The following is a 22,703-nucleotide window of genomic DNA, read 5'->3' as shown; positions in this document are numbered from 1 at the left end:
TTACCTTTATTCAAATTCATCCCAGCCGTCTAACTGTCTGCTCTCTTTTTGCATCTCACGCTGAAAAATTTCCTCCAGCTCGCGCCTGGCTTCGCGCACGCGGGATATCTGCAGAGTATCACTATGAACCGGCATTAACTCACGCAACATTCGCATATCAAGACGCCGAAAATGCAGCTGCGCGCGCTGCGCCTGATGAGGGTGCATGCCTAGCGAGATAAGCGCTTTACGCCCTAGCTCGAGCGCGCTGGAGAAGGTTTCACGAGAAAACTGCGCCACACCCGCCTGCAGCAGTTCATGCGCCTCGACGCGTCCTCGCGCTCGCGCCAGGATATGAAGATGTGGAAAGTGTTGTTGACACATCTCGACCAGCTTCATGGTATCTTCCGGCTCATTACAGGTAATGACGATCGACTGCGCCTCTTCGGCTCCTGCCGAGCGCAGGAGCTCCAGCTGCGTCGCATCGCCAAAGTAGACCTTATAGCCATATTGGCGCATCAGATTGACCGCGCTGATATCGCGCTCCAGCACCGTAATACGCATTTTGTTAGCCATCAGCAGGCGGCCAATCACCTGACCAAAGCGCCCAAAACCAACGATAATGACCTGCGGTTTATCATCTTCGACCCACGGAGCCTCGCCCTCCTCTTCGGATTGATTGAATCGACGAGAGAGTATTTTGTCGATTAGCTTCATCAACAGCGGCGTGGTCATCATCGACAATGTCACCGTCACCAGCAGTAGAGCCATTTGATCGTTCTGAAAAAGGCGCATCGAGGCGGGTAATGAGAACAGCACAAAAGCGAATTCTCCCCCCTGGCTCAGCACTCCGGCAAACTGCACCCGTTCTGCACTACGCAGGCCGTACACCCGCGCAAGGAGATACAGCACGACGCCTTTTACCGACACCAGTATCGCGACGCTGGCCGCTACCCATAGCAGGTGGGTATAGAGCACGCCAAGGTTCAGCGCCATGCCAACGGAAATAAAAAACAGCCCGAGCAGGAGCCCTTTAAAGGGCTCAATAGCGATTTCCAGTTCGTGCCGATACTCACTCTCGGCCAGCAGAACGCCGGCGATAAAGGTCCCCAGCGCCATCGACAAACCGAGCGCATCCATAAATAAAGCCGATGCAAGAACCAGCAGCAGCGTCGCTGCGGTGAAGACCTCCCGCACGCCGGATCCGGCGATAAAACGAAACACCGGCCTCAGCAGAAAACGGCCACCAACCAGCATCCCGCCAAAGGCCAGGACCTTCATCCCGATGGTGAGCCAATTAAAGTGGTCGTCACCTGAACCGGCAAGCAGGGGCACCACCGCCAGGGCCGGGATAACGGCCAGATCCTGAAACAGCAGTACGGAGAATCCCAGTTGCCCGGACTCGCTGCGGCTCATGCCTTTTTCACGCATCAGCTGCAGCGCCATCGCGGTTGAAGACATCGCCAGCCCAAGTCCGCCCACCACCGCAGCGCGCCATGAGAAGTCGCTAAGCATGAGCAAGCCGCCAAGAATGAGCGCGCTGAAAGCGACCTGCGCGGCGCCTACGCCGAAAATTGAGCTTCTTAGCCGCCAGAGCTTGGACGGATTCAACTCCAGCCCAATAATAAACATCAGAAAGACAACGCCTAATTCTGAGAAGTGAAGGATTTCATCAACATCGCTGATAAACCCTAACCCCCAGGGGCCAATGGCGATACCGGCCAGCAGATACCCCAGCACGGCGCCAATACCCAGCCTCGCCGCCAGCGGTACCGCCACCACCGCGGCAAACAGAAATAACACCCCGGCCAGCAGTAAATCAGCTCCCGCCATTTGTACCTCCAGCCGTTACAGGATTAGCCAGCCAGTCGCGGTAGGCACGAGCGCGGCTTTTCAGATCGTCAGGCGATTGCCGCCGCGCCCAGTAGACGATAATCGGGCTTATCCAGTGCATGCGGCACATGCCGGCGGTCAGTTCGAAAGGGCGAAGAATGTCATTTATTGGATAGCGATGGGCATCGCGTCGATAGGCGCTCTCCGGCTCCCCGGTGGTAATCACGCTACGCCAGTACTTTCCCGCCAGCTGGTTCCCTCCCGCCCCGCTGGCAAAACCACGGCTGAGCACCCTATCCAGCCACTCTTTCATCAGCGCCGGACAGCTCCAGGTATAAAGCGGATGCTGAAAAACAATCACCTCATGCTGGCGCAGGAGATCCTGCTCATGGGCGATATCGATAAAAAAATCCGGATAGTGCGCGTAAAGATCGTGCACGGTAACATTCGACAACTGTAAGGCCGGTTCAAGCAAAACCCGGTTGGCCACGGAATCCTGAGATTCTGGGTGGGCATACAGCAGCAAAACCTTCGCTGTCTGAGACATCATTCCCCTCCCGAACGTCTTCTGGCGGCCTGTGCAGCGGCTGCGTCCCGACGCAACCAGAATGACTTTGTGTATCGTCTTCATTTTGGGCTACCATTGCGGCCCGGTTGAGCGATTCGCTCCACACTACATTATCATAATGACAAATTAACATAGTCAGAACATACGGCGCCTTATGATTGTTTTCTCCTCGTTACAAATTCGTCGCGGCGTACGCGTCCTGCTGGACAACGCCAGCGCCACCATCAACCCAGGGCAAAAAGTCGGCCTGGTGGGTAAAAACGGCTGCGGTAAATCCACGCTGCTTTCGCTTTTGAAAAACGAGATTAGCGCCGACGGCGGCTCGATGACTTTTCCCGGTAGCTGGCAGCTGGCCTGGGTTAACCAGGAAACGCCGGCGCTTCCTCAGCCGGCTATAGACTATGTTATTGACGGCGATCGCGAATTCCGCAAGCTGGAGGCGGACTTGCACGCGGCCAACGAACGAAATGACGGACATGCCATTGCGACAGTCCACGGTAAGCTGGATGCCATCGATGCCTGGACCATAAGATCCCGCGCGGCCAGCCTGCTGCACGGCCTCGGTTTCAGCAATGAACAGCTTGAGAGGCCGGTGAGCGACTTTTCCGGCGGCTGGCGCATGCGTCTTAACCTCGCCCAGGCGCTTATTTGCCGTTCCGATCTGCTACTGCTTGATGAACCGACTAACCACCTCGACCTCGACGCGGTAATCTGGCTGGAGAAGTGGCTTAAAAGCTACAGCGGCACGCTGATCCTGATCTCCCACGATCGCGACTTCCTTGACCCAATCGTCGACAAAATTATTCATATCGAACAGCAAACGATGTTCGAATACACCGGCAACTACAGCTCTTTCGAAGTGCAGCGCGCAACCCGCCTTTCTCAACAACAAGCGATGTATGAGAGCCAGCAGCAGCGCGTGGCCCATCTGCAGAGCTATATCGATCGTTTCCGCGCGAAAGCGACCAAAGCCAAGCAGGCGCAAAGCCGTATCAAAATGCTCGAGCGTATGGAGCTCATCGCCCCTGCCCACGTTGATAATCCGTTCCACTTTAGCTTCCGTGCGCCGGAAAGCCTGCCCAATCCACTGCTGAAGATGGAAAAAGTCAGCGCCGGCTATGGCGAGCGCGTCATTCTCGATTCGATCAAGCTGAATCTGGTTCCAGGGTCGCGCATCGGTCTGCTGGGGCGTAACGGAGCGGGTAAATCCACGCTGATTAAGCTGCTGGCCGGCGAGCTACAGCCGCTGCGCGGTGAAATTGGCCTGGCGAAAGGCATCAAGCTTGGCTACTTTGCTCAGCACCAGCTTGAATTCCTGCGCGCGGACGAATCCCCGCTCCAGCATCTTGCCCGCCTGGCGCCGCAGGAGCTGGAGCAGAAACTGCGCGACTATCTGGGCGGTTTCGGGTTCCAGAGCGACAAAGTCAACGAAGAGACAAAGCGTTTCTCCGGCGGCGAGAAGGCGCGCCTGGTGCTGGCGCTGATCGTCTGGCAACGCCCTAACCTGCTGCTGCTTGATGAACCGACCAACCACCTCGATCTCGACATGCGCCAGGCGCTAACTGAAGCGTTAATTGATTTTGAAGGCGCCCTGGTGGTGGTCTCCCACGACCGCCATCTGATTCGTTCCACTACCGACGATCTTTATCTGGTGCACGATAGCAAAGTCGAACCTTTCGACGGCGATCTCGAAGACTACCAGCAGTGGTTGAGCGACTCGCAAAAGCTGGAAAGCCAGGCATCGGAAGAACCGAAAGAAAACGGCAACAGCGCCCAGGCGCGTAAAGATCAGAAACGCCGCGAAGCCGAGCTGCGTACGCAAACCCAGCCGCTGCGTAAAGAGATTATCCGTCTGGAAAAAGAGATGGAGAAGCTCAACGCCCAGCTGGCGCAGGCGGAAGAGAAGCTCGGCGACAGCGGCCTGTACGATCAAAGCCGTAAAACAGAGCTTACCGAATGTTTACAGCAGCAGGCCAGCGCAAAGTCCGGCCTCGAAGAGTGTGAAATGGCCTGGCTGGATGCGCAGGAACAGCTGGAGCAGATGCTGCAGGAGGGCTAGCGGCAACATGCGCTACAGCGAGGCGGGGAAACCCGCCTGTTTACCTCTCTCTCCGCGGCTTTTTACACGTAACCTGCCTACCGATTAGCCGCAAGACCACATATTGGCTAACCTGCGTACTTCATGCGCGGTATAGTATGGATAAAGATTATTAATTGCTCTGGTGCTATGGTTGATATCACTCCTACAGAAATGACGCCCCCGGAAAACGACTCGCAGCAGTTTCATCCGATGCGCGGCGTAGGCAATCGTCATTTGCAAACCATGTTGCCGCGGCTAATCCGTCGCAAACTCCGTTTCACTCCCCACTGGCAGCGTCTTGAACTGCCGGATGGCGACTTTGTCGATCTGGCCTGGAGTGAAGATCCTTCTCAGGCACGCCATAAACCCAGACTGGTGGTATTTCATGGCCTGGAGGGCAGCCTGCACAGCCCTTACGCACACGGACTTATCCATGCGGCAATGCAGCGCGGCTGGCTGGGCGTGGTGATGCATTTTCGCGGCTGTAGCGGCGAACCCAACCGAAATAACCGCATCTACCATTCGGGCGAAACGGAAGACGGCTCCTGGTTTCTGCGCTGGCTCCAGCGCGAATACGGTTCGGCACCGACCGCAGCGGTAGGTTATTCGCTCGGGGGCAATATGCTGGGCTGCCTGCTGGCAAAAGAAGGCGACGACATTCCGGTCGATGCCGCGGTAATCGTCTCGGCTCCGTTTATGCTGGAAGCCTGTAGCTATCATATGGATAAAGGTTTCTCACGGGTTTATCAGCGCTATTTGCTTAATCTGCTAAAAGCCAACGCCGCACGTAAGCTAAAAGCCTATCCTGGCTCTCTGCCCGTCGATTTACGTCAGCTAAAAAGCATGCGCCGTATCCGCGAATTTGACGACAGCATCACCGCGAGGATCCACGGTTTTGCCGATGCGCTGGACTATTATCGCCAGTGCAGCGCCATGCCGCGCTTAAGCGATATCACGAAGCCCACGCTGATTATTCACGCAAAAGACGACCCTTTTATGGACCATCACTCGATACCGCCGCAGGAACAATTGCCAGCGAATGTCGAGTATCAGCTGACGGAGCACGGCGGGCACGTTGGGTTCGTCGGCGGTACCTTGCGTAAGCCAGAGATGTGGCTTGAAAGACGTATTCCGGATTGGCTAACCCGCTGGTTAGGAGGAAAATTATGATCATACCCTGGCAAGAGCTCGCTCCCGAAACGCTGGATAGCCTGATCGAAAGTTTTGTCTTGCGCGAAGGCACCGATTATGGTGAACATGAACGTTCGCTGGTTGATAAAGTCTCTGATGTAAAACAGCAGCTAAAAAGCGGAGAGGCCGTGCTGGTATGGTCAGAGCTGCACGAGACGGTCAACATCATGCCCCGCAAGCAGTTTCACGGCTAAGGCGGCACACACTATCGTTTATCCAGGGAGTTGTTATGTCTGCCAAACATCCGGTGATTGCCGTCACGGGCTCCAGCGGCGCGGGTACCACAACCACCAGCCTCGCTTTCCGCAAAATCTTCGCCCAGCTGAATCTGCATGCCGCTGAAGTCGAAGGGGATAGCTTTCACCGCTACACCCGCCCGGAAATGGACATGGCGATCCGCAAAGCGCGGGATCAGGGCAAACATATCAGCTACTTCGGCCCAGAGGCCAACGACTTTGGCCTGCTGGAACAGACGTTTTCTGAGTATGGGCTAAGCGGCAAAGGCCAGTCGCGCAAGTATTTGCATACCTATGACGAAGCCGTGCCGTGGAACCAGGTTCCGGGGACCTTCACGCCCTGGCAGCCGCTGCCCGAGCCGACTGACGTCCTCTTTTACGAAGGCCTGCACGGCGGCGTCGTGACGCCGCAGCACAACGTCGCAAACCATGTCGACCTTCTGGTCGGCGTGGTGCCCATCGTCAATCTTGAGTGGATCCAGAAGCTTATCCGCGACACCAGCGAACGCGGCCACTCTCGGGAGGCGGTGATGGACTCGGTGGTCCGCTCAATGGAGGACTACATCAACTTTATCACCCCGCAGTTTTCGCGCACCCATCTCAACTTCCAGCGCGTCCCGACGGTGGATACGTCCAATCCCTTTGCAGCCAAAGCCATCCCTTCCCTGGATGAAAGCTTCGTGGTGATTCATTTCCGCAACCTGAAAAATATCGATTTTCCGTGGCTTCTGGCGATGCTTCAGGGTTCGTTTATCTCACATATGAACACGCTGGTGGTACCGGGCGGAAAAATGGGGCTGGCGATGGAGCTGATTATGGCGCCGCTGGTTGAACGGCTGATGGAAGGCAAGAAAATAAGCTAGCTGCGATCGCCCCGGCGGCAACATAACCTACCGGGGTCGGTTCCGTTTATCCTTCGATCACTTCATAAGAGTGAGTAATGTTTACCGCCTTCTCAAGCATCAGCGCCACCGAGCAGTATTTATCCGCCGACAGGTCAACGGCGCGGGAAACAGCCGCGTCTTTCAACTCCTTACCGGTCACGATAAAGTGCAGATTGATATGGGTAAACAGACGCGGCGCCTCTTCGCGACGCTCCGAGGTCAGCTTAACTTCACAGTTGGTGACGTTATGGCGCCCCTTCTGCAAAATGGAAACCACGTCAATCGCGCTGCACCCGCCTGCCGCCATCAGCACCATTTCCATCGGGCTGGGCGCTTTATCCCCGGAATTGCCGTCCATCAGAATCTGGTGGCCAGAAGCCGACTCACCGATGAAGGTTAACCCTTCAACCCACTTCACTCGCGCTTGCATAAATTTAACTCCAGGGCTGTAATTTTCCTGACAGATTACGCGTAGATAACAATTCTCGCAACGGAAGGCGACTTGGGTCATGCTGAAGCGAGACACCAGGAGACATGCGGCGAAAGCTATGCTAAAACAGTCTGGATGCTACAGTAATACATTGATGTACTGCATGTATGCAGAGGAGTTCACATTACAGGCTGCAGAACACTTTCAGCCGGATTCCCAGGTATAGGGATTCAATACGATTGCATGCCCGGATGCCGTGTAGTGTCGGCACCCGGAGATAGCTTATAACAGAGGATAACCGCGCATGGTGCTTGGCAAACCGCAAACAGACCCTACCCTTGAATGGTTCTTGTCTCATTGCCACATTCATAAGTACCCATCAAAGAGCACGCTGATCCACCAGGGTGAAAAAGCAGAAACGTTGTACTACATCGTTAAGGGCTCCGTGGCTGTACTCATCAAGGATGAAGAAGGTAAAGAGATGATCCTCTCTTACCTCAACCAGGGCGATTTCATCGGTGAATTAGGCCTGTTTGAAGAAGGTCAGGAGCGTAGCGCCTGGGTACGTGCGAAAACCGCATGTGAAGTGGCCGAAATCTCCTACAAAAAATTCCGTCAGCTGATCCAGGTTAACCCGGATATCCTGATGCGTCTCTCTTCGCAGATGGCGCGCCGTCTGCAGGTTACGTCGGAAAAAGTGGGCAACCTCGCTTTCCTCGACGTGACTGGCCGTATCGCCCAGACGCTGCTGAACCTGGCAAAACAGCCGGATGCGATGACCCACCCGGACGGTATGCAAATTAAAATTACCCGCCAGGAAATCGGTCAGATTGTCGGATGCTCTCGCGAAACCGTTGGCCGCATCCTGAAAATGCTGGAAGATCAAAATCTGATCTCGGCACACGGTAAAACTATCGTCGTCTACGGTACCCGTTAAGTCGGTAAAACGGCGTATTGCCTGACAATACGCCGTTTTTGTTTTCCCCTCATGTGGCGCAGGCTGATTTACCACCCGGAAGTCAACTATGCACTGCGGCAAACGCTGGTGTTGTGTCTGCCGGTTGCGATAGGGCTTCTGTTCGGTCATCTACAGCAGGGGCTGCTGTTTTCTCTTGTTCCCGCCTGCTGCAACGTTGCCGGGCTGGATACACCGCATAAGCGTTTCTTTAAACGCCTGATTATCGGCGGCTGCCTGTTTGCCGGCAGTAGCCTGATCGTTCAACTCCTTCTGCAGCGAGAAATACCTTTGCCGCTGATCCTCACGGGTCTGGCGCTCATCCTCGGCGTCACTGCCGAAATCAGCTCGCTGCACGCAAGGCTGCTGCCCGCCTCGCTTATCGCGGCTATATTTACGCTCAGTCTCGCGGGCAACATGCCGATTTGGGAGCCGCTGCTGATCTACGCGCTCGGGACGTTATGGTATGGCGTTTTTAACTGGATCTGGTTCTGGCTTTGGCGCGAACAGCCGCTGCGCGAATCCTTAAGTCTGCTGTATCGCGAGCTGGCCAATTATTGCGAGGCCAAATACAGTCTGCTTACCCAGCATACGGACCCCTCAACATCGTTGCCGCCGCTGCTTAATCGACAGCAAAAGGTGGTAGATCTGATAACCCAGTGCTATCAGCAGATGCATATGTTGGCGGCCAACCAGCGCAGCGATCATAAACGCCTGCTGCGCGCATTCCAGGTTGGACTGGACCTGCAGGAGCATATTTCCGTCAGCCTTCATCAGCCGGAAGAGGTGCAAAAACTGGTGGAGCGCAGCCATGCGGAAGCGGTGATTCGCTGGAACGCGCAAACCGTTGCCGCCCGCCTGCGGGTGCTGGCGGACGATCTCCTTTACCACCGTTATCCTCAGCGCTTTCAGATGGATAAACAGATCGGTGCGCTGGAAAAAATCGCCTGGCAGCATCCCGATAACCCGGTCGGGCAGTTTTGCGCCTGGCATTTCAGCCGTATTGCCCGGGTTCTGCGCACCCAGCGGCCGCTGTACGCGCGTAACCTGATGGCGGATAAAACCCGTCGCCTGCCGCTGCTGCCTGCCCTGAAAAACTATCTGTCGCTTAAGTCGCCGGCCTTACGAAATGCGGCGCGTATCAGCGTGATGCTGAGCGTCGCCAGCCTGATGGGCAGCGCGCTGAACCTGCCAAAACCCTACTGGATCCTGATGACGGTTCTGTTCGTGACGCAAAACGGCTACGGCGCCACCCGAGTACGCATCGTCCACCGGGCTGCAGGAACCATTGCCGGGCTGGTCATTGCCGGACTGACGCTGCACTTTCACGTCCCTGAAGGCTATACGCTGACCGCGATGCTCTTTATCACGCTGTTAAGCTATCTGATTATCCGCAAGAACTACGGCTGGGCGATGGTCGGATTTACGGTAACGGCAGTGTATACCCTGCAGCTACTCACCCTGAACGGCGAACAGTTTATCGTTGCCAGGCTGATTGATACGCTGATTGGCTGCCTGATCGCCTTCGGGGGTATGGTCTGGCTATGGCCGCAATGGCAAAGCGGCCTGCTGCGCAAAAATGCCCACGATGCGCTGGAAGCCGATCAGGATGCTATCAGGCTGATCCTCAGCGACGACCATCAGGCCCCGGCGCTGGCCTATCAGCGAATGCGCGTCAACCAGGCGCATAACGCGCTGTTTAACTCGCTGAATCAGGCAATGCAGGAACCCGGTTTTAACTCGCACTATCTGGAAGATATGAAGCTTTGGGTTACCCACAGCCAGTTTATTGTCGAGCATATCAACGCCATGACCACCCTGGCGCGCGAGCACAATATGCTCACGCCAGATCTGGCGCAACGTTATCTGGAGTCCTGCGAGATTGCGCTCCAGCGCTGCCAGCAGCGGCTGGATTCCGATGGGCCGGGCAGCGCAGGGGATGTGAATATCATGGAGGCGCAGGATGCGGAGGTTCCTCGCGGCCCGCTCAGTACAATGGAGCAGCATCTGCAGCGCATCCTCGGGCATCTGAACACCATGCACACTATTTCATCGGTGGCATGGCGTCAGCGTCCGCATCATGGCATCTGGCTGCGCGCCACTAAGCGCTGAGCACCCGCTCAACAGCCTGGGCAAAGCGCGTCATGCCTTCAGCAATATCGCTATCATCAATCACCAGCGACGGTACAAAGCGCATCACGTCCGGTCCGGCATTGAGCACCATGACGCCAGCCTCTGCGGCGGCGTAGAGGAAATCGCGCGCCTTCCCGTGATACTGCGGCTTAAGCTCGGCGCCGATAAGCAGCCCCATGCCGCGGATATCGCTGAACAGATCGAACCGCGCGTCAATTTGCTGAAGGTGCTCAACAAACAGCTCGCGCTTCGCGGTGACGCCGTCCAGCACTTCCGGTGTGTTAATCAGATCGAACGCCGCTCCGCCCACCGCGCAGGCCAGGGGGTTACCGCCGTAGGTCGAACCATGAGAACCGGCGTGGAACGCGCTGGCGATGTCATGGGTGGTCAGCATCGCGCTGATAGGGAAACCGCCGCCCAGCGCCTTAGCGCTGGTCAGAATATCCGGCGTTACGCCATAGTGCATATAAGCAAACAGCGAGCCCGTGCGCCCCATACCGCACTGAACTTCATCAAAGACCAGCAAAGCCTGATGCTGGTCGCACAGATCGCGCAAGCCTTGCAGAAATTCCGGCGTCGCTGCGGTCACGCCGCCTTCTCCCTGAATCGGCTCGACCACCACCGCGCAGGTATGATCGTCCATCACGGCTTTCACCGCGTGTAAATCGTTAAACGGCACGTGAACGATATCGGCCGGTTTAGGCCCAAAACCATCGGAATATTTCGGCTGCCCGCCAACGGAGACGGTAAACAGCGATCGACCGTGGAATGCGTTATGGAAGGCGATAATTTTGGTTTTGTACGGACTATGGCGAGTGACGGTATAGTGGCGCGCCAGCTTAAAAGCCGTTTCGTTGGCTTCGGTTCCGGAGTTCATAAACACGACGCGATCGGCGAACGTCGCATCAACCAGCTTACGCCCCAGGCGCAGGGCCGGTTCGTTGGTAAAAACGTTGCTGGTATGCCACAGCTTTTCACCCTGTTCATGGAGTGCCGCCACCAGCGCCGGATGGCAATGTCCGAGCGCAGTCACGGCAATACCCCCGGCGAAATCAACGTACTCTTTCCCCTGCTGATCCCATACCCGGCTTCCTTTGCCCTTCACCGGAATAAATTCCGCCGGTGCATAAATTGGCAAAATAACCTCATCGAATGTCGCGCGGGTGATCGCCGGTTGTTCAGTTGCCATGTCGTGCCCATCCCTCTTCGTTATGCGATAGTGATTATGATAATCTAATCACAAAATATGCATAAAAAATCAAACCATGGCAACTACAAATCACCGATTGAGGAAGTTTGCCAGCAGCTGGTGGCCCTGTTCGCTGAGAATGCTCTCCGGATGAAATTGCACGCCCTCAAGGTCGAATTCGCGGTGGCGAATGCCCATAATCTCCCCCTCCTCGCTGCGGGCGGTCACTTCAAAGCATTCAGGCAGCGTTAGCGGGTCAATCAGCAGGGAGTGGTAGCGGGTCACGGTTAGCGGATTATTGAGGCCACGAAATACCCCCTGACCACGATGGCTAATGGGGGACGTTTTCCCGTGCATGACTTTGGCCGCCCGCACGATCGCGGCGCCGAAAACCTGGGCTATCGCCTGGTGGCCCAGGCAAACGCCTAAGATTGGCGTCTTGCCGGAGAAGTGGCGAATAACCGCCAGCGAAATCCCGGACTCATTCGGCGTGCAGGGCCCCGGCGAAATAACGATTTTCGCGGGCGCCAGCGCAACAATTTCCGCTAACGTCAGCTCGTCATTACGCCTGACCTGCACTTCTGCCCCAAGTTCGCAGAAATACTGGTACAGATTCCAGGTAAAAGAATCGTAGTTATCGATAAGCAGGATCATAGCGGCTCCGGGAACAAAGAACCGCGCTATTCTACTCAGTTTCCGTCGCTTCGCTTACCACTTTGCGAAATATCGTCCGCAGTGGAGAAAGGTCGCCCATTGCGCCACTCTGGTTGGCCTGGTTCCATACATCGACGGCAATATCACGCCAGTCCAGCGTATAGCCAGCATGAATAGCCAGTTGTTCAAAGAAAATGCGTTGCGCCAGGCCGTTGCCGATTCGGAAAGGATGCAGGACGTTAATTTCGCAGTAGTAATGAGCGAGACGTTCAATGAATTTATCCTGAGCAAGCCCCACCAGATAGCCTTCCTCTTCCAGGGCCTGAAAGAGCGTGTTCCCCTCTTTTTCGATATAGGCGAAATGGCAGAAACGGGTGTCGCCCTGATAGATATCCACTTCACGCAGTTGTCCCGCCCAGTCGAAAATATCCTGATAGAGCTGGCGATGAATCGCGCAGAGATGAGGCAAGCCGCGCACCAGTGGCCCGAGTTCGATGGTTGCCGCGCGTAGCGCGGTCAGCTCCCACGCCGCCTGCTCAAGGCGCTGTGCCTGGCGGATACCTAAGCGGTTACGCATGACCTGCAGACCGGAGTAAAGATAAGGATCCCGGCCCTCACCAAATTTATCGCTCATAGTGGCTCCTTAACGCCGCAATACGCGCCAGGGCTTCTTCGGGAGTAAGGTTGATTAGCGGAATATCGACGCCCTCCAGCCGCCGGCTGGCCTGAAAATTCACGTTTCGTCGATCCTCCCAGAGTCGGGATTTCTGTTTTTCGGTGAGCTTTTTCATTTAACACCTCCCTGACATGTCCGCAGTAGCCACAAGTATAAGCGGCAAAAAGCGATTTCGCAGGGAAGCGGGGAATGCGCGGGTGAGCGTTACCCGCGCAACTAAGATTACGGCAGTACTTTTGCGGAAAGAATAACGATAGGTTTGGACGGAACATTTTGATACGGCCCAACGTTGTGAGTCGGCACCTGAGAAATTTTATCCGCGACGTCCATGCCTTTGACTACTTTACCAAACACCGCATAGCCGAAATCACGCTGGCCATGATCGAGGAAGGCGTTATCCGCAATATTGATAAAGAACTGGCTGGTTGCGCTGTCCTGATCGGCAGTACGCGCCATGGCGATGGTGCCGCGCGTGTTGCGCAGACCGTTGTCGGCTTCATTTTTAATCGGCGGATTAGGCTGTTTCTGCTGCATCTGTTCGTTAAAGCCGCCGCCCTGCACCATAAAGCCCGGGATCACGCGGTGAAAAGTGGTGTTGTTATAAAAACCGCTGTTCACGTACTTGAGGAAGTTATCAACCGAGATGGGCGCTTTCTGGCTATTCAGCTCAAGCTCAATATTGCCCGCAGACGTGGTCAGCAACACATGAGGATCCCCCTTTGCCGCCATGGCCGGGGAAAATGCTGAAATGGCGAAAACGGCAGCCACCGCCGCGAGAGTTGATTTGAGCATGGAAATTCCTTAACGGAGCAGAATAAAAACCGAGTGCTTTGATTCTAAAGAGCCTTTGCATCCTGGGCTAGCCTTTTACCTAATTTTACTTAGCTGAAACACTTGTAACGATGGGCCAGGCGCTCCGCCAAATAATCAAATGCGATGCAAATCACACTAACAATTGCAAAAAACTATAAATTTCAGAATAAACGTTTGCTTGAATCACGCTAACGCATAAAATCTGTCCGCCCGGCGCAGAGTCAACGCGCTTTACATTTCTATTCACAGGCCTGTCATGACTAACAGCAATCGTATCAAGCTCACATGGATCAGCTTCTTCTCCTACGCCCTGACCGGCGCGTTGGTGATTGTCACCGGGATGGTGATGGGAAACATCGCAGATTATTTTCATCTGCCCGTCTCCAGCATGAGCAACACCTTTACCTTTCTTAATGCCGGTATCCTGATCTCTATCTTCCTGAACGCCTGGCTGATGGAGATTGTTCCGCTGAAAACGCAACTGCGCTTTGGCTTTATCCTGATGGTTCTGGCCGTCGCCGGTTTGATGTTCAGCCATAGCCTGGCGCTGTTTTCCGCCTCGATGTTCGTGCTTGGGCTGGTCAGCGGGATCACCATGTCGATTGGTACCTTCTTGATTACCCATATGTACGAAGGTCGTCAGCGCGGCGCGCGGCTGCTGTTCACCGACTCCTTCTTCAGCATGGCGGGGATGATCTTCCCGATGCTGGCCGCCTATCTGCTGGCGCGCAGCATCGAATGGTACTGGGTTTATGCCTGCATCGGCCTGGTCTACGTCGCTATTTTCATTCTGACCTTCGGCTGTGAATTCCCGGTCCTGGGCAAAAAAGCCCTGCAGGATAGCCAGCCGGTCGTGAAAGAAAAATGGGGTATCGGCGTGCTGTTTCTTTCCATCGCCGCCCTGTGCTACATCCTCGGCCAGTTGGGGTTCATCTCCTGGGTACCGGAATACGCCAAAGGCCTGGGCATGAGCCTTGGCGATGCGGGTAAGCTGGTAAGCGATTTCTGGATGTCGTACATGATCGGCATGTGGTCATTCAGCTTCATCCTGCGCTTCTTTGACCTGCAGCGTATCCTGACCGTGCTGGCGGGCGTGGCGACGGTGCTGATGTATCTGTTTATTAACGGTTCGCCGGAGCATATGCCGTGGTTTATTCTCACCCTCGGCTTCTTCTCCAGCGCCATCTATACGTCGATCATCACCCTGGGGTCACTGCAAACTAAAGTGTCGTCGCCTAAGCTGGTGAACTTCATTCTGACCTGCGGCACCGTGGGTACCATGCTGACTTTCGTCGTTACCGGCCCTATCGTTGCCGCCAGCGGACCGCTGGCAGCGCTGCATACCGCTAACGGCCTCTATGCCGTGGTCTTTGTGATGTGTCTGATCCTCGGCTTCGTCTCCCGCCACCGCCAGAACAACGCGGCAGCGGAATCGCACTAAGCCTCAGGCCCCTTTGTTCCGGCAAAGGGGCTATTTCGGGTAAAGAACAGCTCCTCCCCGCCCCGATCCATCTGTACCCAGGTTTGCGCCAGCTGCGTGGTAGCGATAACTCTCCCCTGGCGAATTGACCAACGAACCGGAACCTGACAACGCACAGCCTCAAACCCGTTTTCCGCAGGGAGAATCACCAGATTCGCCGTGTTCCCCGTCGCAATACCGTAATCGCTCAGGCCAAACGTTCGCGCGCTATTTTCCGTCACCAGCTTGAGTCCATCGTTAATCTGCTGATAGCCCATCATCTGACAAACGTGCAGCCCCATGTGCAGCACCTGCAGCATGTTGCCGGTTCCCAGCGGATACCAGGGATCAAAGACATCGTCATGGCCAAAGCAGACGTTAATGCCCGCCGCCATCAGCTCCTTCACGCGCGTGATGCCGCGGCGTTTCGGATAGTCGTCAAACCGTCCCTGAAGGTGAATATTGACCAGCGGGTTAGCCACGAAGTTAATGCCGGACAGTTTCAGCAAACGAAAAAGACGTGATGTATAAGCGCCATTGTAGGAGTGCATCGCGGTGGTATGGCTGGCGGTCACTCTCGGCCCAATCCCCTCTTTTAACGCCAGGGCCGCCACGGTCTCAACGAATCGCGACTGTTCATCATCGATTTCATCACAGTGGATATCTAAAGGCCGCTGATACTTTTTCGCCAGACGAAAAGCGATGTGCAGGGACTCCACGCCATATTCGCGAGTGAATTCAAAATGCGGGATGGCGCCCACCACATCGGCGCCCAGCCGCAGGGCTTCTTCCAGCAGAGCCTCACCATTGGGATAGGATAAAATCCCCTCTTGTGGGAAGGCGACAATCTGCAAATCTACCCACGGCGCGACTTCCTGCTTCACCTCCAGCATGGCTTTGAGCGCGGTCAGCGTCGGATCGGAAACGTCGACGTGGGTGCGCACAAACTGAATACCGTTGGCAATTTGCCATTTCAACGTCTTCCAGGCGCGGGCTTTCACGTCTTCATGGCTCAACAGCGCCTTACGCTCCGCCCATCGCTCAATCCCTTCAAACAGGGTACCGGACTGATTCCAGTTCGGCTCGCCGGCGGTCTGGGTCGTATCGAGGTGAATATGCGGTTCAATAAAAGGGGGGATGGCCAGCCCGCCGCGCGCATTCAGCACTTCAAAATTCTCTTTGCGCGCCTCCCCCATAGGGGTGATATCCCCGAAGCGCCCCTTGTCTATCGCTATCTGCCATAACCCTTCGCGATCGGGCAGACGAACGTTCTCAATTAACCAAAGCGGCGCTGCTGTCATATCGATGACTCCCGTAATTGTTGCTGAAATTTTACTCAACCCGCCGTGGGTATCCGTTGCTAATTTTGTACATAAAAAAAGCAAAAAGGAAAAGCCAGCGTTTTCCGTCACTTATAAAAATACTGACAAATCATAAACATACCACTTAAGTAGTAGGTAAAGGTGTAATTGATTTGCATCAATAAGTGTCGCGGCTGAATCGTTAAGGTAGGCGGTAATATAAAAGAAATCGAGGCAAAAATGAGCAAAGTCAGACTCGCTATCATTGGTAATGGTATGGTCGGCCACCGCTTTATTGAGGACCTTCTTGATAAATCCGACGCCAGCCTGTTCGATATTACCGTCTTCTGTGAAGAACCCCGTATCGCCTACGACCGCGTACACCTCTCCTCCTACTTCTCTCACCATACTGCCGAAGAGCTCTCTTTGGTACGGGAAGGTTTCTACGAGAAGCACGGCGTTAAGGTACTGGTCGGTGAACGCGCCATTACCATCAACCGCCAGGAGAAGGTCATCCACTCCAGCGCAGGCCGTACCGTTTTCTATGACAAGCTGATTATGGCAACCGGCTCCTATCCGTGGATCCCGCCGATAAAAGGTTCTGAAACTCAGGACTGCTTTGTTTATCGCACTATTGAAGACCTGAACGCTATTGAAGCCTGCGCCCGTCGCAGCAAGCGCGGCGCCGTCGTCGGCGGCGGTCTGTTAGGCCTGGAAGCCGCTGGGGCGCTAAAAAACCTCGGCGTTGAAACCCACGTCATTGAATTCGCCCCCATGCTGATGGCGGAACAGCTGGATCAGATGGGCGGCGAACAGCTGCGCCGTAAGATTGAAAGCATGGGCGTGCGGGTGCACACCAGCAAAAATACCAAAGAGATTGTCCAGGAAGGACGCGAAGCGCGTAAAACCATGCGTTTTGCCGACGGCAGCGAGCTGGAAGTTGACTTCATCGTCTTCTCTACCGGTATCCGCCCGCGCGATAAGCTGGCCACCCAGTGCGGTCTGGAAGTCGCTCCACGCGGCGGCATTGTGATCAATGACGCCTGTCAGACTTCTGACCCGGATATCTACGCCATCGGGGAATGTGCCAGCTGGAATAACCGCGTTTATGGCCTGGTCGCCCCGGGCTATAAAATGGCCCAGGTTACCGTTGACCATATCCTGAAAACAGAAAACGCCTTTGAAGGCGCGGATCTGAGCGCCAAGCTAAAGCTGCTGGGCGTTGACGTCGGCGGGATTGGCGACGCTCACGGACGCACGCCAGGCGCGCGCAGCTACGTTTACCTCGACGAAAGCAAAGAGGTCTACAAACGCCTCATCGTGAGTGAAGATAATAAAACTCTGCTCGGTGCGGTGCTGGTGGGCGACACCAGCGATTACGGCAATCTGCTGCAGCTGGTGCTCAATGCGATCGAACTGCCGGAAAACCCGGACTCGCTGATCCTCCCGGCGCACGCGGGCAGCGGTAAGCCGTCAATTGGCGTGGATAAACTGCCGGACAGCGCACAAATTTGCTCCTGCTTTGACGTCACCAAAGGCGCATTGATTGCCGCTATTAATAAAGGCTGCCACACCGTGGCGGCGCTGAAAGCAGAAACCAAAGCCGGTACCGGCTGCGGCGGCTGTATCCCGCTGGTGACTCAGGTTCTCAACGCCGAACTGGCGAAACAGGGCATCGAAGTCAACAATAACCTGTGCGAGCACTTTGCGTACTCCCGTCAGGAACTGTTCCACCTCATCCGCGTGGAAGGCATCAAAACCTTTGAAGAGCTGCTGGCAAAACACGGTAAAGGCTACGGCTGTGAGGTTTGTAAACCGACCGTTGGCTCGCTGCTGGCCTCCTGCTGGAACGAATATATTCTGAAACCGCAGCACACCCCGCTGCAGGATACCAACGACAACTTCCTGGCCAATATCCAGAAAGACGGCACCTACTCCGTTATTCCCCGCTCTGCCGGCGGTGAAATCACCCCGGAAGGGCTGGTGGCGGTGGGCCGCATCGCTCGTGAATTTAACCTGTATACCAAGATCACCGGCTCCCAACGTATCGGCCTGTTTGGCGCACAAAAAGACGATCTGCCGGAAATCTGGCGTCAGTTGATCGACGCGGGCTTCGAAACCGGTCACGCATACGCTAAGGCGCTGCGAATGGCGAAAACCTGCGTAGGCAGCACCTGGTGCCGCTACGGCGTGGGCGATAGCGTCGGCTTCGGCGTAGAGCTGGAAAACCGCTACAAAGGCATCCGTACGCCGCACAAAATGAAGTTTGGCGTCTCGGGCTGTACCCGCGAATGCGCGGAAGCTCAGGGTAAAGACGTCGGCATCATCGCCACGGAGAAAGGCTGGAACCTTTACGTCTGCGGTAACGGCGGTATGAAACCCCGCCACGCGGATCTGCTCGCAGCGGATCTGGATCGCGAAACGTTAATGAAATATCTCGACCGCTTCATGATGTTCTATATCCGTACCGCCGACAAACTGACCCGTACCGCACCGTGGTTAGATAACCTGGAAGGCGGCATCGATTATCTGAAGTCGGTCATCATCGACGACAAGCTGGGACTGAACGAGCATCTGGAAGAAGAGATGGCTCGCCTGCGTGCAGCGGTAGTCTGCGAGTGGACAGAAACCGTTAACTCGCCAGCGGCCCAGGTACGCTTCAAACACTTTATCAACAGCGACAAGCGCGACCCTAACGTCCAGGTCGTGCCTGAGCGTGAGCAACATCGCCCGGCCACGCCGTACGAACGTATCCCGGTAACTCTGGTGGAGGAAAACGCATGAGCCAGTGGAAAAATATCTGCAAACTCGATGACATCCTGCCGGAAACCGGCGTCTGCGCGCTGTTAGGCGATAAACAAGTGGCGATTTTCCGCCCGTATCACGGTGACCAGGTGTTTGCGATTAGCAATATCGACCCGTTCTTCGAGTCCAGCGTCCTCTCTCGCGGCCTGATCGCCGAGCATCAGGGCGAGCTGTGGGTGGCCAGCCCGCTGAAAAAGCAGCGCTTCCGCCTGCGTGACGGCCTGTGTATGGAAGATGAAAGCCATTCGGTAGCGCACTATGAAGCCCGAGTGAAAGACGGCATCGTGCAGTTACGCGGTTAAGCAATTTAAGGGAGGCGCAACGCCTCCCTTTTTTTAAATTTTTTACCTTCAATTGATGACACAACATCATCTGTGCTGCGTCGCGAAGGCTGCCAACCAGGAAGCAGCGCAAAGGATGAGGTGTTAAAGGAAATCCTATGTTTACGGACACAATAAACAAGTGCGCGGCCAACGCCGCCCGCATTGCGCGCCTTTCGGCCAATAATCCAATCAGCTTCTGGGTCAGCTCAATGATGGCGGGAGCCTATGTCGGCCTCGGCATCATTCTTATTTTTACCCTCGGCAACCTGCTCGATCCTGCGGTCCGCCCGCTGGTGATGGGCGCCACCTTTGGCATTGCGTTAACGCTGGTGATTATCGCCGGCTCTGAATTGTTCACCGGCCACACCATGTTCCTTACGCTGGGCGTGAAAGCGGGCACCATCAGCCAGAGTCAGATGTGGGCGATTCTGCCCCAGACCTGGATGGGTAATCTGCTGGGTTCGGTTTTCGTGGCGCTGCTGTATTGCTGGGGTAGCGGCAGCCTGCTGCCGGTCGATAGCAGCCTCGTGCATACCGTCGCGCTGGCAAAAACCAGCCAATCCGCGATGGCGCTCTTTTTCAAAGGCGCGCTGTGTAACTGGCTGGTGTGTCTGGCGATCTGGATGGCGATTCGTACCGAGGGCACGGCCAAATTTATCGCCATCTGGTGGTGTCTACTGGCGTTTATCGCGTCCGGCTATGAGCACTCCGTCGCCAACATGACGCTTTTTGCCCTCTCCTGGTTTGGCCATCACAGCGATGCGTATACCCTTGCGGGAATAGGTCACAATTTGTTATGGGTAACACTCGGCAATACTTTGTCCGGTGTCGTATTTATGGGATTGGGTTATTGGTATGCTACGCCGAAATCGGAGCGCCCCGCCCCGGAAAAAACTAACGAGACTGAGAGTCTGGCTCAGCAGGCGTAATCGGTGAAGGCAGGTTGAACGCGGACAGCGCGAAACAACCGGAACGTACACGTAGTACGTGAGGATGATTCGCTACGCTCACCCTTCGGGCCGCCCTAAAGGGCGTTCAAAACTCGATGAATTTTGTGTGAGCACTGCCCAGGTTCAACCTGACAAATAAAATAGCCTGATAGCCAGATTCTAAGGCTGCTGCCAATAATTAAGAGGGAATGTCGTGGACCATTTGCCTATATTTTGCCAATTACGCGATCGTGACTGTTTGTTAGTCGGCGGCGGCGATGTGGCTGAACGTAAAGCTCGCCTGTTACTGGACGCTGGCGCCAGATTGACGGTTAATGCCCTGGATTTTGTGCCGCAATTCCAGGTATGGGCCGATGCAAACATGCTAACCCTGGTCCAGGGCGAGTTTAATCCTGCGCTGCTGGATAACTGCTGGCTGGCCATCGCTGCTACCGATAACGAAGCGGTTAATCAACAGGTCAGCGAATCAGCGGAAGAAAGGCGAATATTTTGCAACGTGGTCGATGCGCCTCAGCAAGCCAGCTTTATTATGCCGTCGATTATCGACCGTTCACCGCTGATGGTTGCCGTCTCTTCCGGCGGCACCTCGCCGGTGCTGGCGCGCCTGCTGCGCGAAAAGCTGGAGTCGGTTCTGCCATTACATTTAGGCCAGTTGGCCCACTATGCAGGTCAGCTGCGTTCAAGGGTGAAGAAGCAGTTTGCCACCGTCGGCGAGCGCCGACGCTTCTGGGAGAAGCTGTTTGTTAACGACAGGCTGGCGCAGTCGCTGGCCAACGAGGACCGCCAGGCCGTCGCGGACGCTACGGAGCAGCTGCTGACCGAGCCGCTGGACCATCGCGGCGAAGTGGTGCTGGTAGGCGCAGGTCCTGGCGACGCCGGACTGCTGACCCTCAAAGGCCTGCAGCAAATACAGCAGGCCGATGTAGTGGTTTATGACCGCCTGGTCTCCGACGACATCATGAATCTGGTGCGCCGCGATGCCGATCGGGTCTTCGTGGGAAAACGCTCGGGCTACCACTGCGTACCGCAGGAAGAGATTAACCAGATTCTGCTGCGCGAAGCCCAGGGTGGAAAACGCGTTGTTCGCCTGAAAGGTGGCGATCCGTTTATCTTTGGTCGCGGCGGCGAAGAGCTGGAAACTTTGTGTCATGCGGGTATTCCTTTCTCGGTAGTACCGGGAATTACCGCGGCCTCTGGCTGTTCCGCCTACTCCGGCATCCCCCTGACTCACCGGGATTTTGCCCAGGGCGTGCGCCTGGTCACCGGCCACCTTAAGACCGGCGGCGAACTGGACTGGGAAAACCTGGCGGTAGAGAAACAGACCCTGGTGTTCTACATGGGCCTGAACCAGGCTCCGGCGATCCGGGAAAAACTGATTGCCCACGGCATGGCGGCGGATATGCCCGCTGCCATCGTTGAGAACGGCACGGCGATAACCCAGAAGGTGGTCACCGGTACGTTAGAACAGCTGGATATTCTGGCGAAGCAAATGGCCAGCCCCGCGCTGATTATTGTCGGTCGCGTTGTCGGCCTGCGCGACAAGCTGAACTGGTTCTCAAATCACTAATCTTCCTGGCCCACTATTACCATTAATATTGGGCCATATTTTCTTTCAACATAATCTTGCCGCAAATATATTCCATAATACTTAAAAAGCAATTAAGTTAATTTAATCCTTGGAAATTTGACACCCAAAATAAAATCCTATTAAATCAAAAATAAGAAATGACTCAAAAGCCGTTTCTTATTAGCAATGGAAAGTCAAATATATTATATATCATACAACAGGGATTATCTTATGAAAAACATGCTCAGGTTCGCTGCATTAGCGGCAGTTCTCACGTCGCTCACTGCCTGCACCGGCCACATTGAAAACAAAAATAAAACATGCAGTTATGACTATCTCCTTCATCCTGCAATTTCTATTTCCAAGATGATAGGCGGCTGTGGACCCGCAGCAGATCAGAAATAAAATATCAGGCCGGATTATTCCGGCCTTTTTATATGCGGCCTAAAAACCAGTACAATTAAGAAAGTCATGATTGTGTATGAGCGATACGAATAATGACATTTCGGACTCGCTGCTTTCCGGCCAATCAACGAGTGCTCCTCGCTAATAAATGCAGAGCGTTTACAGAACCACTGCATCATATGGCATCAGCGATTACCAATGAAAAAGCCGGATGTTTTGTGGACTGACCCCATAAAGTTGGACAGTTCATATTAAGCGGCTTTCAGGGCCTG

General features: G+C 55.1%; 21 protein-coding genes. 12 read left to right on the top strand and 9 right to left on the bottom strand.

Translation table 11 applies throughout. From position 1 onward, the window contains the following. Positions 1 to 6: 6 nt before the first annotated feature. Together kefB and kefG are read right to left on the bottom strand one after the other, a co-directional pair. A complete protein-coding gene (gene kefB, locus ABLV11_RS05800) occupies positions 7 to 1,812 on the bottom strand; it encodes a glutathione-regulated potassium-efflux system protein KefB (RefSeq protein ID WP_004115968.1) in 1,806 nt (601 codons plus the stop codon). Next, complete coding sequence (kefG, locus tag ABLV11_RS05795; RefSeq protein ID WP_024274771.1) at positions 1,799 to 2,362, bottom strand: glutathione-regulated potassium-efflux system ancillary protein KefG; 564 nt, start codon at positions 2,360 to 2,362, stop codon at positions 1,799 to 1,801. Before kefG ends, kefB begins: the two co-directional genes overlap by 14 nt. A gap of 172 nt (positions 2,363 to 2,534) precedes the next feature. Between kefG and ABLV11_RS05790 the strand changes: the two genes are divergently transcribed. From ABLV11_RS05790 to ABLV11_RS05775, 4 genes are all read left to right on the top strand, one after another. Beyond that, positions 2,535 to 4,439 carry an ABC transporter ATP-binding protein gene (locus tag ABLV11_RS05790; RefSeq protein WP_004115970.1) on the top strand — a complete coding sequence of 635 codons (1,905 nt, stop codon included), beginning with the start codon at positions 2,535 to 2,537 and terminating at the stop codon, positions 4,437 to 4,439. Between the two features lie 192 nt (positions 4,440 to 4,631). Further along, positions 4,632 to 5,630 (top strand): hydrolase, encoded by a 999-nt coding sequence (locus ABLV11_RS05785; protein WP_160886763.1) that lies wholly within the window; start codon positions 4,632 to 4,634, stop codon positions 5,628 to 5,630. Continuing rightward, positions 5,627 to 5,845: a YheU family protein gene (locus ABLV11_RS05780; RefSeq protein ID WP_004106398.1), complete on the top strand. Its 219-nt coding sequence runs from the start codon at positions 5,627 to 5,629 to the stop codon at positions 5,843 to 5,845. The genes ABLV11_RS05785 and ABLV11_RS05780 overlap by 4 nt, the downstream gene beginning before the upstream one ends. Positions 5,846 to 5,880: 35 nt before the next feature. Further along, on the top strand, positions 5,881 to 6,750 hold the full coding sequence (locus ABLV11_RS05775; protein WP_004106399.1) for a phosphoribulokinase: 870 nt from the start codon (positions 5,881 to 5,883) through the stop codon (positions 6,748 to 6,750). Positions 6,751 to 6,796: 46 nt separating this feature from the next. Here ABLV11_RS05775 and ABLV11_RS05770 read toward each other — a convergent pair whose 3' ends face one another. Further along, positions 6,797 to 7,201: an OsmC family protein gene (locus ABLV11_RS05770; protein WP_126488133.1), complete on the bottom strand. Its 405-nt coding sequence runs from the start codon at positions 7,199 to 7,201 to the stop codon at positions 6,797 to 6,799. Positions 7,202 to 7,505: 304 nt separating this feature from the next. Here ABLV11_RS05770 and crp point away from each other — a divergent pair, with 304 nt between their 5' ends. After that, the gene (gene crp, locus ABLV11_RS05765; RefSeq protein WP_000242758.1) at positions 7,506 to 8,138 is read left to right on the top strand and encodes a cAMP-activated global transcriptional regulator CRP; all 633 of its coding nucleotides are present in this window, start codon (positions 7,506 to 7,508) and stop codon (positions 8,136 to 8,138) included. Between the two features lie 51 nt (positions 8,139 to 8,189). After that, a complete protein-coding gene (locus ABLV11_RS05760) occupies positions 8,190 to 10,268 on the top strand; it encodes a YccS/YhfK family putative transporter (RefSeq protein WP_023321704.1) in 2,079 nt (692 codons plus the stop codon). Here the strand turns inward: ABLV11_RS05760 and ABLV11_RS05755 are convergent. The 5 genes from ABLV11_RS05755 to ppiA form a co-directional block, all read right to left on the bottom strand. Continuing rightward, positions 10,258 to 11,478: an aspartate aminotransferase family protein gene (locus tag ABLV11_RS05755; protein WP_004106406.1), complete on the bottom strand. Its 1,221-nt coding sequence runs from the start codon at positions 11,476 to 11,478 to the stop codon at positions 10,258 to 10,260. The genes ABLV11_RS05760 and ABLV11_RS05755 overlap by 11 nt on opposite strands. Before the next feature lie 90 nt (positions 11,479 to 11,568). Then, entirely contained in the window at positions 11,569 to 12,132 is a 564-nt protein-coding gene (gene pabA / locus ABLV11_RS05750) for an aminodeoxychorismate synthase component 2 (RefSeq protein WP_004115975.1), read from the bottom strand. A gap of 31 nt (positions 12,133 to 12,163) precedes the next feature. Continuing rightward, positions 12,164 to 12,766: a putative adenosine monophosphate-protein transferase Fic gene (locus ABLV11_RS05745; protein ID WP_105889277.1), complete on the bottom strand. Its 603-nt coding sequence runs from the start codon at positions 12,764 to 12,766 to the stop codon at positions 12,164 to 12,166. Beyond that, positions 12,756 to 12,923: a YhfG family protein gene (locus tag ABLV11_RS05740; protein ID WP_004106412.1), complete on the bottom strand. Its 168-nt coding sequence runs from the start codon at positions 12,921 to 12,923 to the stop codon at positions 12,756 to 12,758. The genes ABLV11_RS05745 and ABLV11_RS05740 overlap by 11 nt, the downstream gene beginning before the upstream one ends. A gap of 107 nt (positions 12,924 to 13,030) precedes the next feature. Further along, positions 13,031 to 13,600, bottom strand: coding sequence for a peptidylprolyl isomerase A (ppiA, locus tag ABLV11_RS05735; RefSeq protein WP_004854889.1), 570 nt, complete (start codon positions 13,598 to 13,600; stop codon positions 13,031 to 13,033). 277 nt (positions 13,601 to 13,877) lie between these two features. On the opposite strand from ppiA, the gene tsgA reads away from it, so the two are divergent. Next, entirely contained in the window at positions 13,878 to 15,062 is a 1,185-nt protein-coding gene (gene tsgA, locus ABLV11_RS05730) for an MFS transporter TsgA (protein ID WP_023329052.1), read from the top strand. Here tsgA and ABLV11_RS05725 read toward each other — a convergent pair. Next, positions 15,059 to 16,381 carry a cytosine deaminase gene (locus tag ABLV11_RS05725; RefSeq protein ID WP_004106417.1) on the bottom strand — a complete coding sequence of 441 codons (1,323 nt, stop codon included), beginning with the start codon at positions 16,379 to 16,381 and terminating at the stop codon, positions 15,059 to 15,061. The two genes, tsgA and ABLV11_RS05725, sit on opposite strands and share 4 nt — an antisense overlap. Positions 16,382 to 16,621: 240 nt before the next feature. Between ABLV11_RS05725 and nirB the strand changes: the two genes are divergently transcribed. The 5 genes from nirB to ABLV11_RS05700 all read left to right on the top strand — a co-directional run bounded on the left by nirB (position 16,622) and on the right by ABLV11_RS05700 (position 22,431). After that, a complete protein-coding gene (gene nirB / locus ABLV11_RS05720; protein ID WP_023329054.1) occupies positions 16,622 to 19,165 on the top strand; it encodes an NADPH-nitrite reductase large subunit in 2,544 nt (847 codons plus the stop codon). Then, entirely contained in the window at positions 19,162 to 19,488 is a 327-nt protein-coding gene (gene nirD / locus ABLV11_RS05715) for a nitrite reductase small subunit NirD (protein WP_004106426.1), read from the top strand. Before nirB ends, nirD begins: the two co-directional genes overlap by 4 nt. Before the next feature lie 137 nt (positions 19,489 to 19,625). Next, positions 19,626 to 20,438, top strand: a complete 813-nt coding sequence (nirC, locus tag ABLV11_RS05710; protein WP_126488130.1) for a nitrite transporter NirC — start codon at positions 19,626 to 19,628, stop codon at positions 20,436 to 20,438. A 214-nt stretch (positions 20,439 to 20,652) separates the two neighbouring features. Further along, positions 20,653 to 22,026 carry a siroheme synthase CysG gene (gene cysG, locus ABLV11_RS05705; protein WP_004106431.1) on the top strand — a complete coding sequence of 458 codons (1,374 nt, stop codon included), beginning with the start codon at positions 20,653 to 20,655 and terminating at the stop codon, positions 22,024 to 22,026. Between the two features lie 231 nt (positions 22,027 to 22,257). After that, positions 22,258 to 22,431, top strand: coding sequence for a YhfL family protein (locus ABLV11_RS05700; protein WP_016810006.1), 174 nt, complete (start codon positions 22,258 to 22,260; stop codon positions 22,429 to 22,431). Positions 22,432 to 22,703 lie beyond the last annotated feature (272 nt).

Source organism: Klebsiella sp. GW_Kp181, from assembly GCF_040062315.1.
GTDB classification, from domain to species: Bacteria; Pseudomonadota; Gammaproteobacteria; order Enterobacterales; family Enterobacteriaceae; genus Klebsiella; species Klebsiella oxytoca.
Note: the sequence above shows the minus strand (reverse complement) of the source record. Positions and strands in the feature narration are given on the sequence as shown.

Bases quoted from the DNA above. Each gene is read 5' to 3' on its own strand.
- ABLV11_RS05725 (WP_004106417.1), bottom strand. From the start codon at position 16,381: ATGACAGCAGCGCCGCTTTGGTTAATTGAGAACGTTCGTCTGCCCGAT.
- crp (WP_000242758.1), top strand. From the start codon at position 7,506: ATGGTGCTTGGCAAACCGCAAACAGACCCTACCCTTGAATGGTTCTTG.
- ABLV11_RS05740 (WP_004106412.1), bottom strand. From the start codon at position 12,923: ATGAAAAAGCTCACCGAAAAACAGAAATCCCGACTCTGGGAGGATCGA.
- ABLV11_RS05770 (WP_126488133.1), bottom strand. From the start codon at position 7,201: ATGCAAGCGCGAGTGAAGTGGGTTGAAGGGTTAACCTTCATCGGTGAG.
- nirD (WP_004106426.1), top strand. From the start codon at position 19,162: ATGAGCCAGTGGAAAAATATCTGCAAACTCGATGACATCCTGCCGGAA.
- ABLV11_RS05760 (WP_023321704.1), top strand. From the start codon at position 8,190: ATGTGGCGCAGGCTGATTTACCACCCGGAAGTCAACTATGCACTGCGG.
- ABLV11_RS05700 (WP_016810006.1), top strand. From the start codon at position 22,258: ATGAAAAACATGCTCAGGTTCGCTGCATTAGCGGCAGTTCTCACGTCG.
- ABLV11_RS05745 (WP_105889277.1), bottom strand. From the start codon at position 12,766: ATGAGCGATAAATTTGGTGAGGGCCGGGATCCTTATCTTTACTCCGGT.
- ABLV11_RS05755 (WP_004106406.1), bottom strand. From the start codon at position 11,478: ATGGCAACTGAACAACCGGCGATCACCCGCGCGACATTCGATGAGGTT.
- pabA (WP_004115975.1), bottom strand. From the start codon at position 12,132: ATGATCCTGCTTATCGATAACTACGATTCTTTTACCTGGAATCTGTAC.
- ppiA (WP_004854889.1), bottom strand. From the start codon at position 13,600: ATGCTCAAATCAACTCTCGCGGCGGTGGCTGCCGTTTTCGCCATTTCA.
- ABLV11_RS05780 (WP_004106398.1), top strand. From the start codon at position 5,627: ATGATCATACCCTGGCAAGAGCTCGCTCCCGAAACGCTGGATAGCCTG.
- tsgA (WP_023329052.1), top strand. From the start codon at position 13,878: ATGACTAACAGCAATCGTATCAAGCTCACATGGATCAGCTTCTTCTCC.
- kefG (WP_024274771.1), bottom strand. From the start codon at position 2,362: ATGATGTCTCAGACAGCGAAGGTTTTGCTGCTGTATGCCCACCCAGAA.
- nirC (WP_126488130.1), top strand. From the start codon at position 19,626: ATGTTTACGGACACAATAAACAAGTGCGCGGCCAACGCCGCCCGCATT.
- ABLV11_RS05790 (WP_004115970.1), top strand. From the start codon at position 2,535: ATGATTGTTTTCTCCTCGTTACAAATTCGTCGCGGCGTACGCGTCCTG.
- ABLV11_RS05785 (WP_160886763.1), top strand. From the start codon at position 4,632: ATGACGCCCCCGGAAAACGACTCGCAGCAGTTTCATCCGATGCGCGGC.
- ABLV11_RS05775 (WP_004106399.1), top strand. From the start codon at position 5,881: ATGTCTGCCAAACATCCGGTGATTGCCGTCACGGGCTCCAGCGGCGCG.
- kefB (WP_004115968.1), bottom strand. From the start codon at position 1,812: ATGGCGGGAGCTGATTTACTGCTGGCCGGGGTGTTATTTCTGTTTGCC.
- nirB (WP_023329054.1), top strand. From the start codon at position 16,622: ATGAGCAAAGTCAGACTCGCTATCATTGGTAATGGTATGGTCGGCCAC.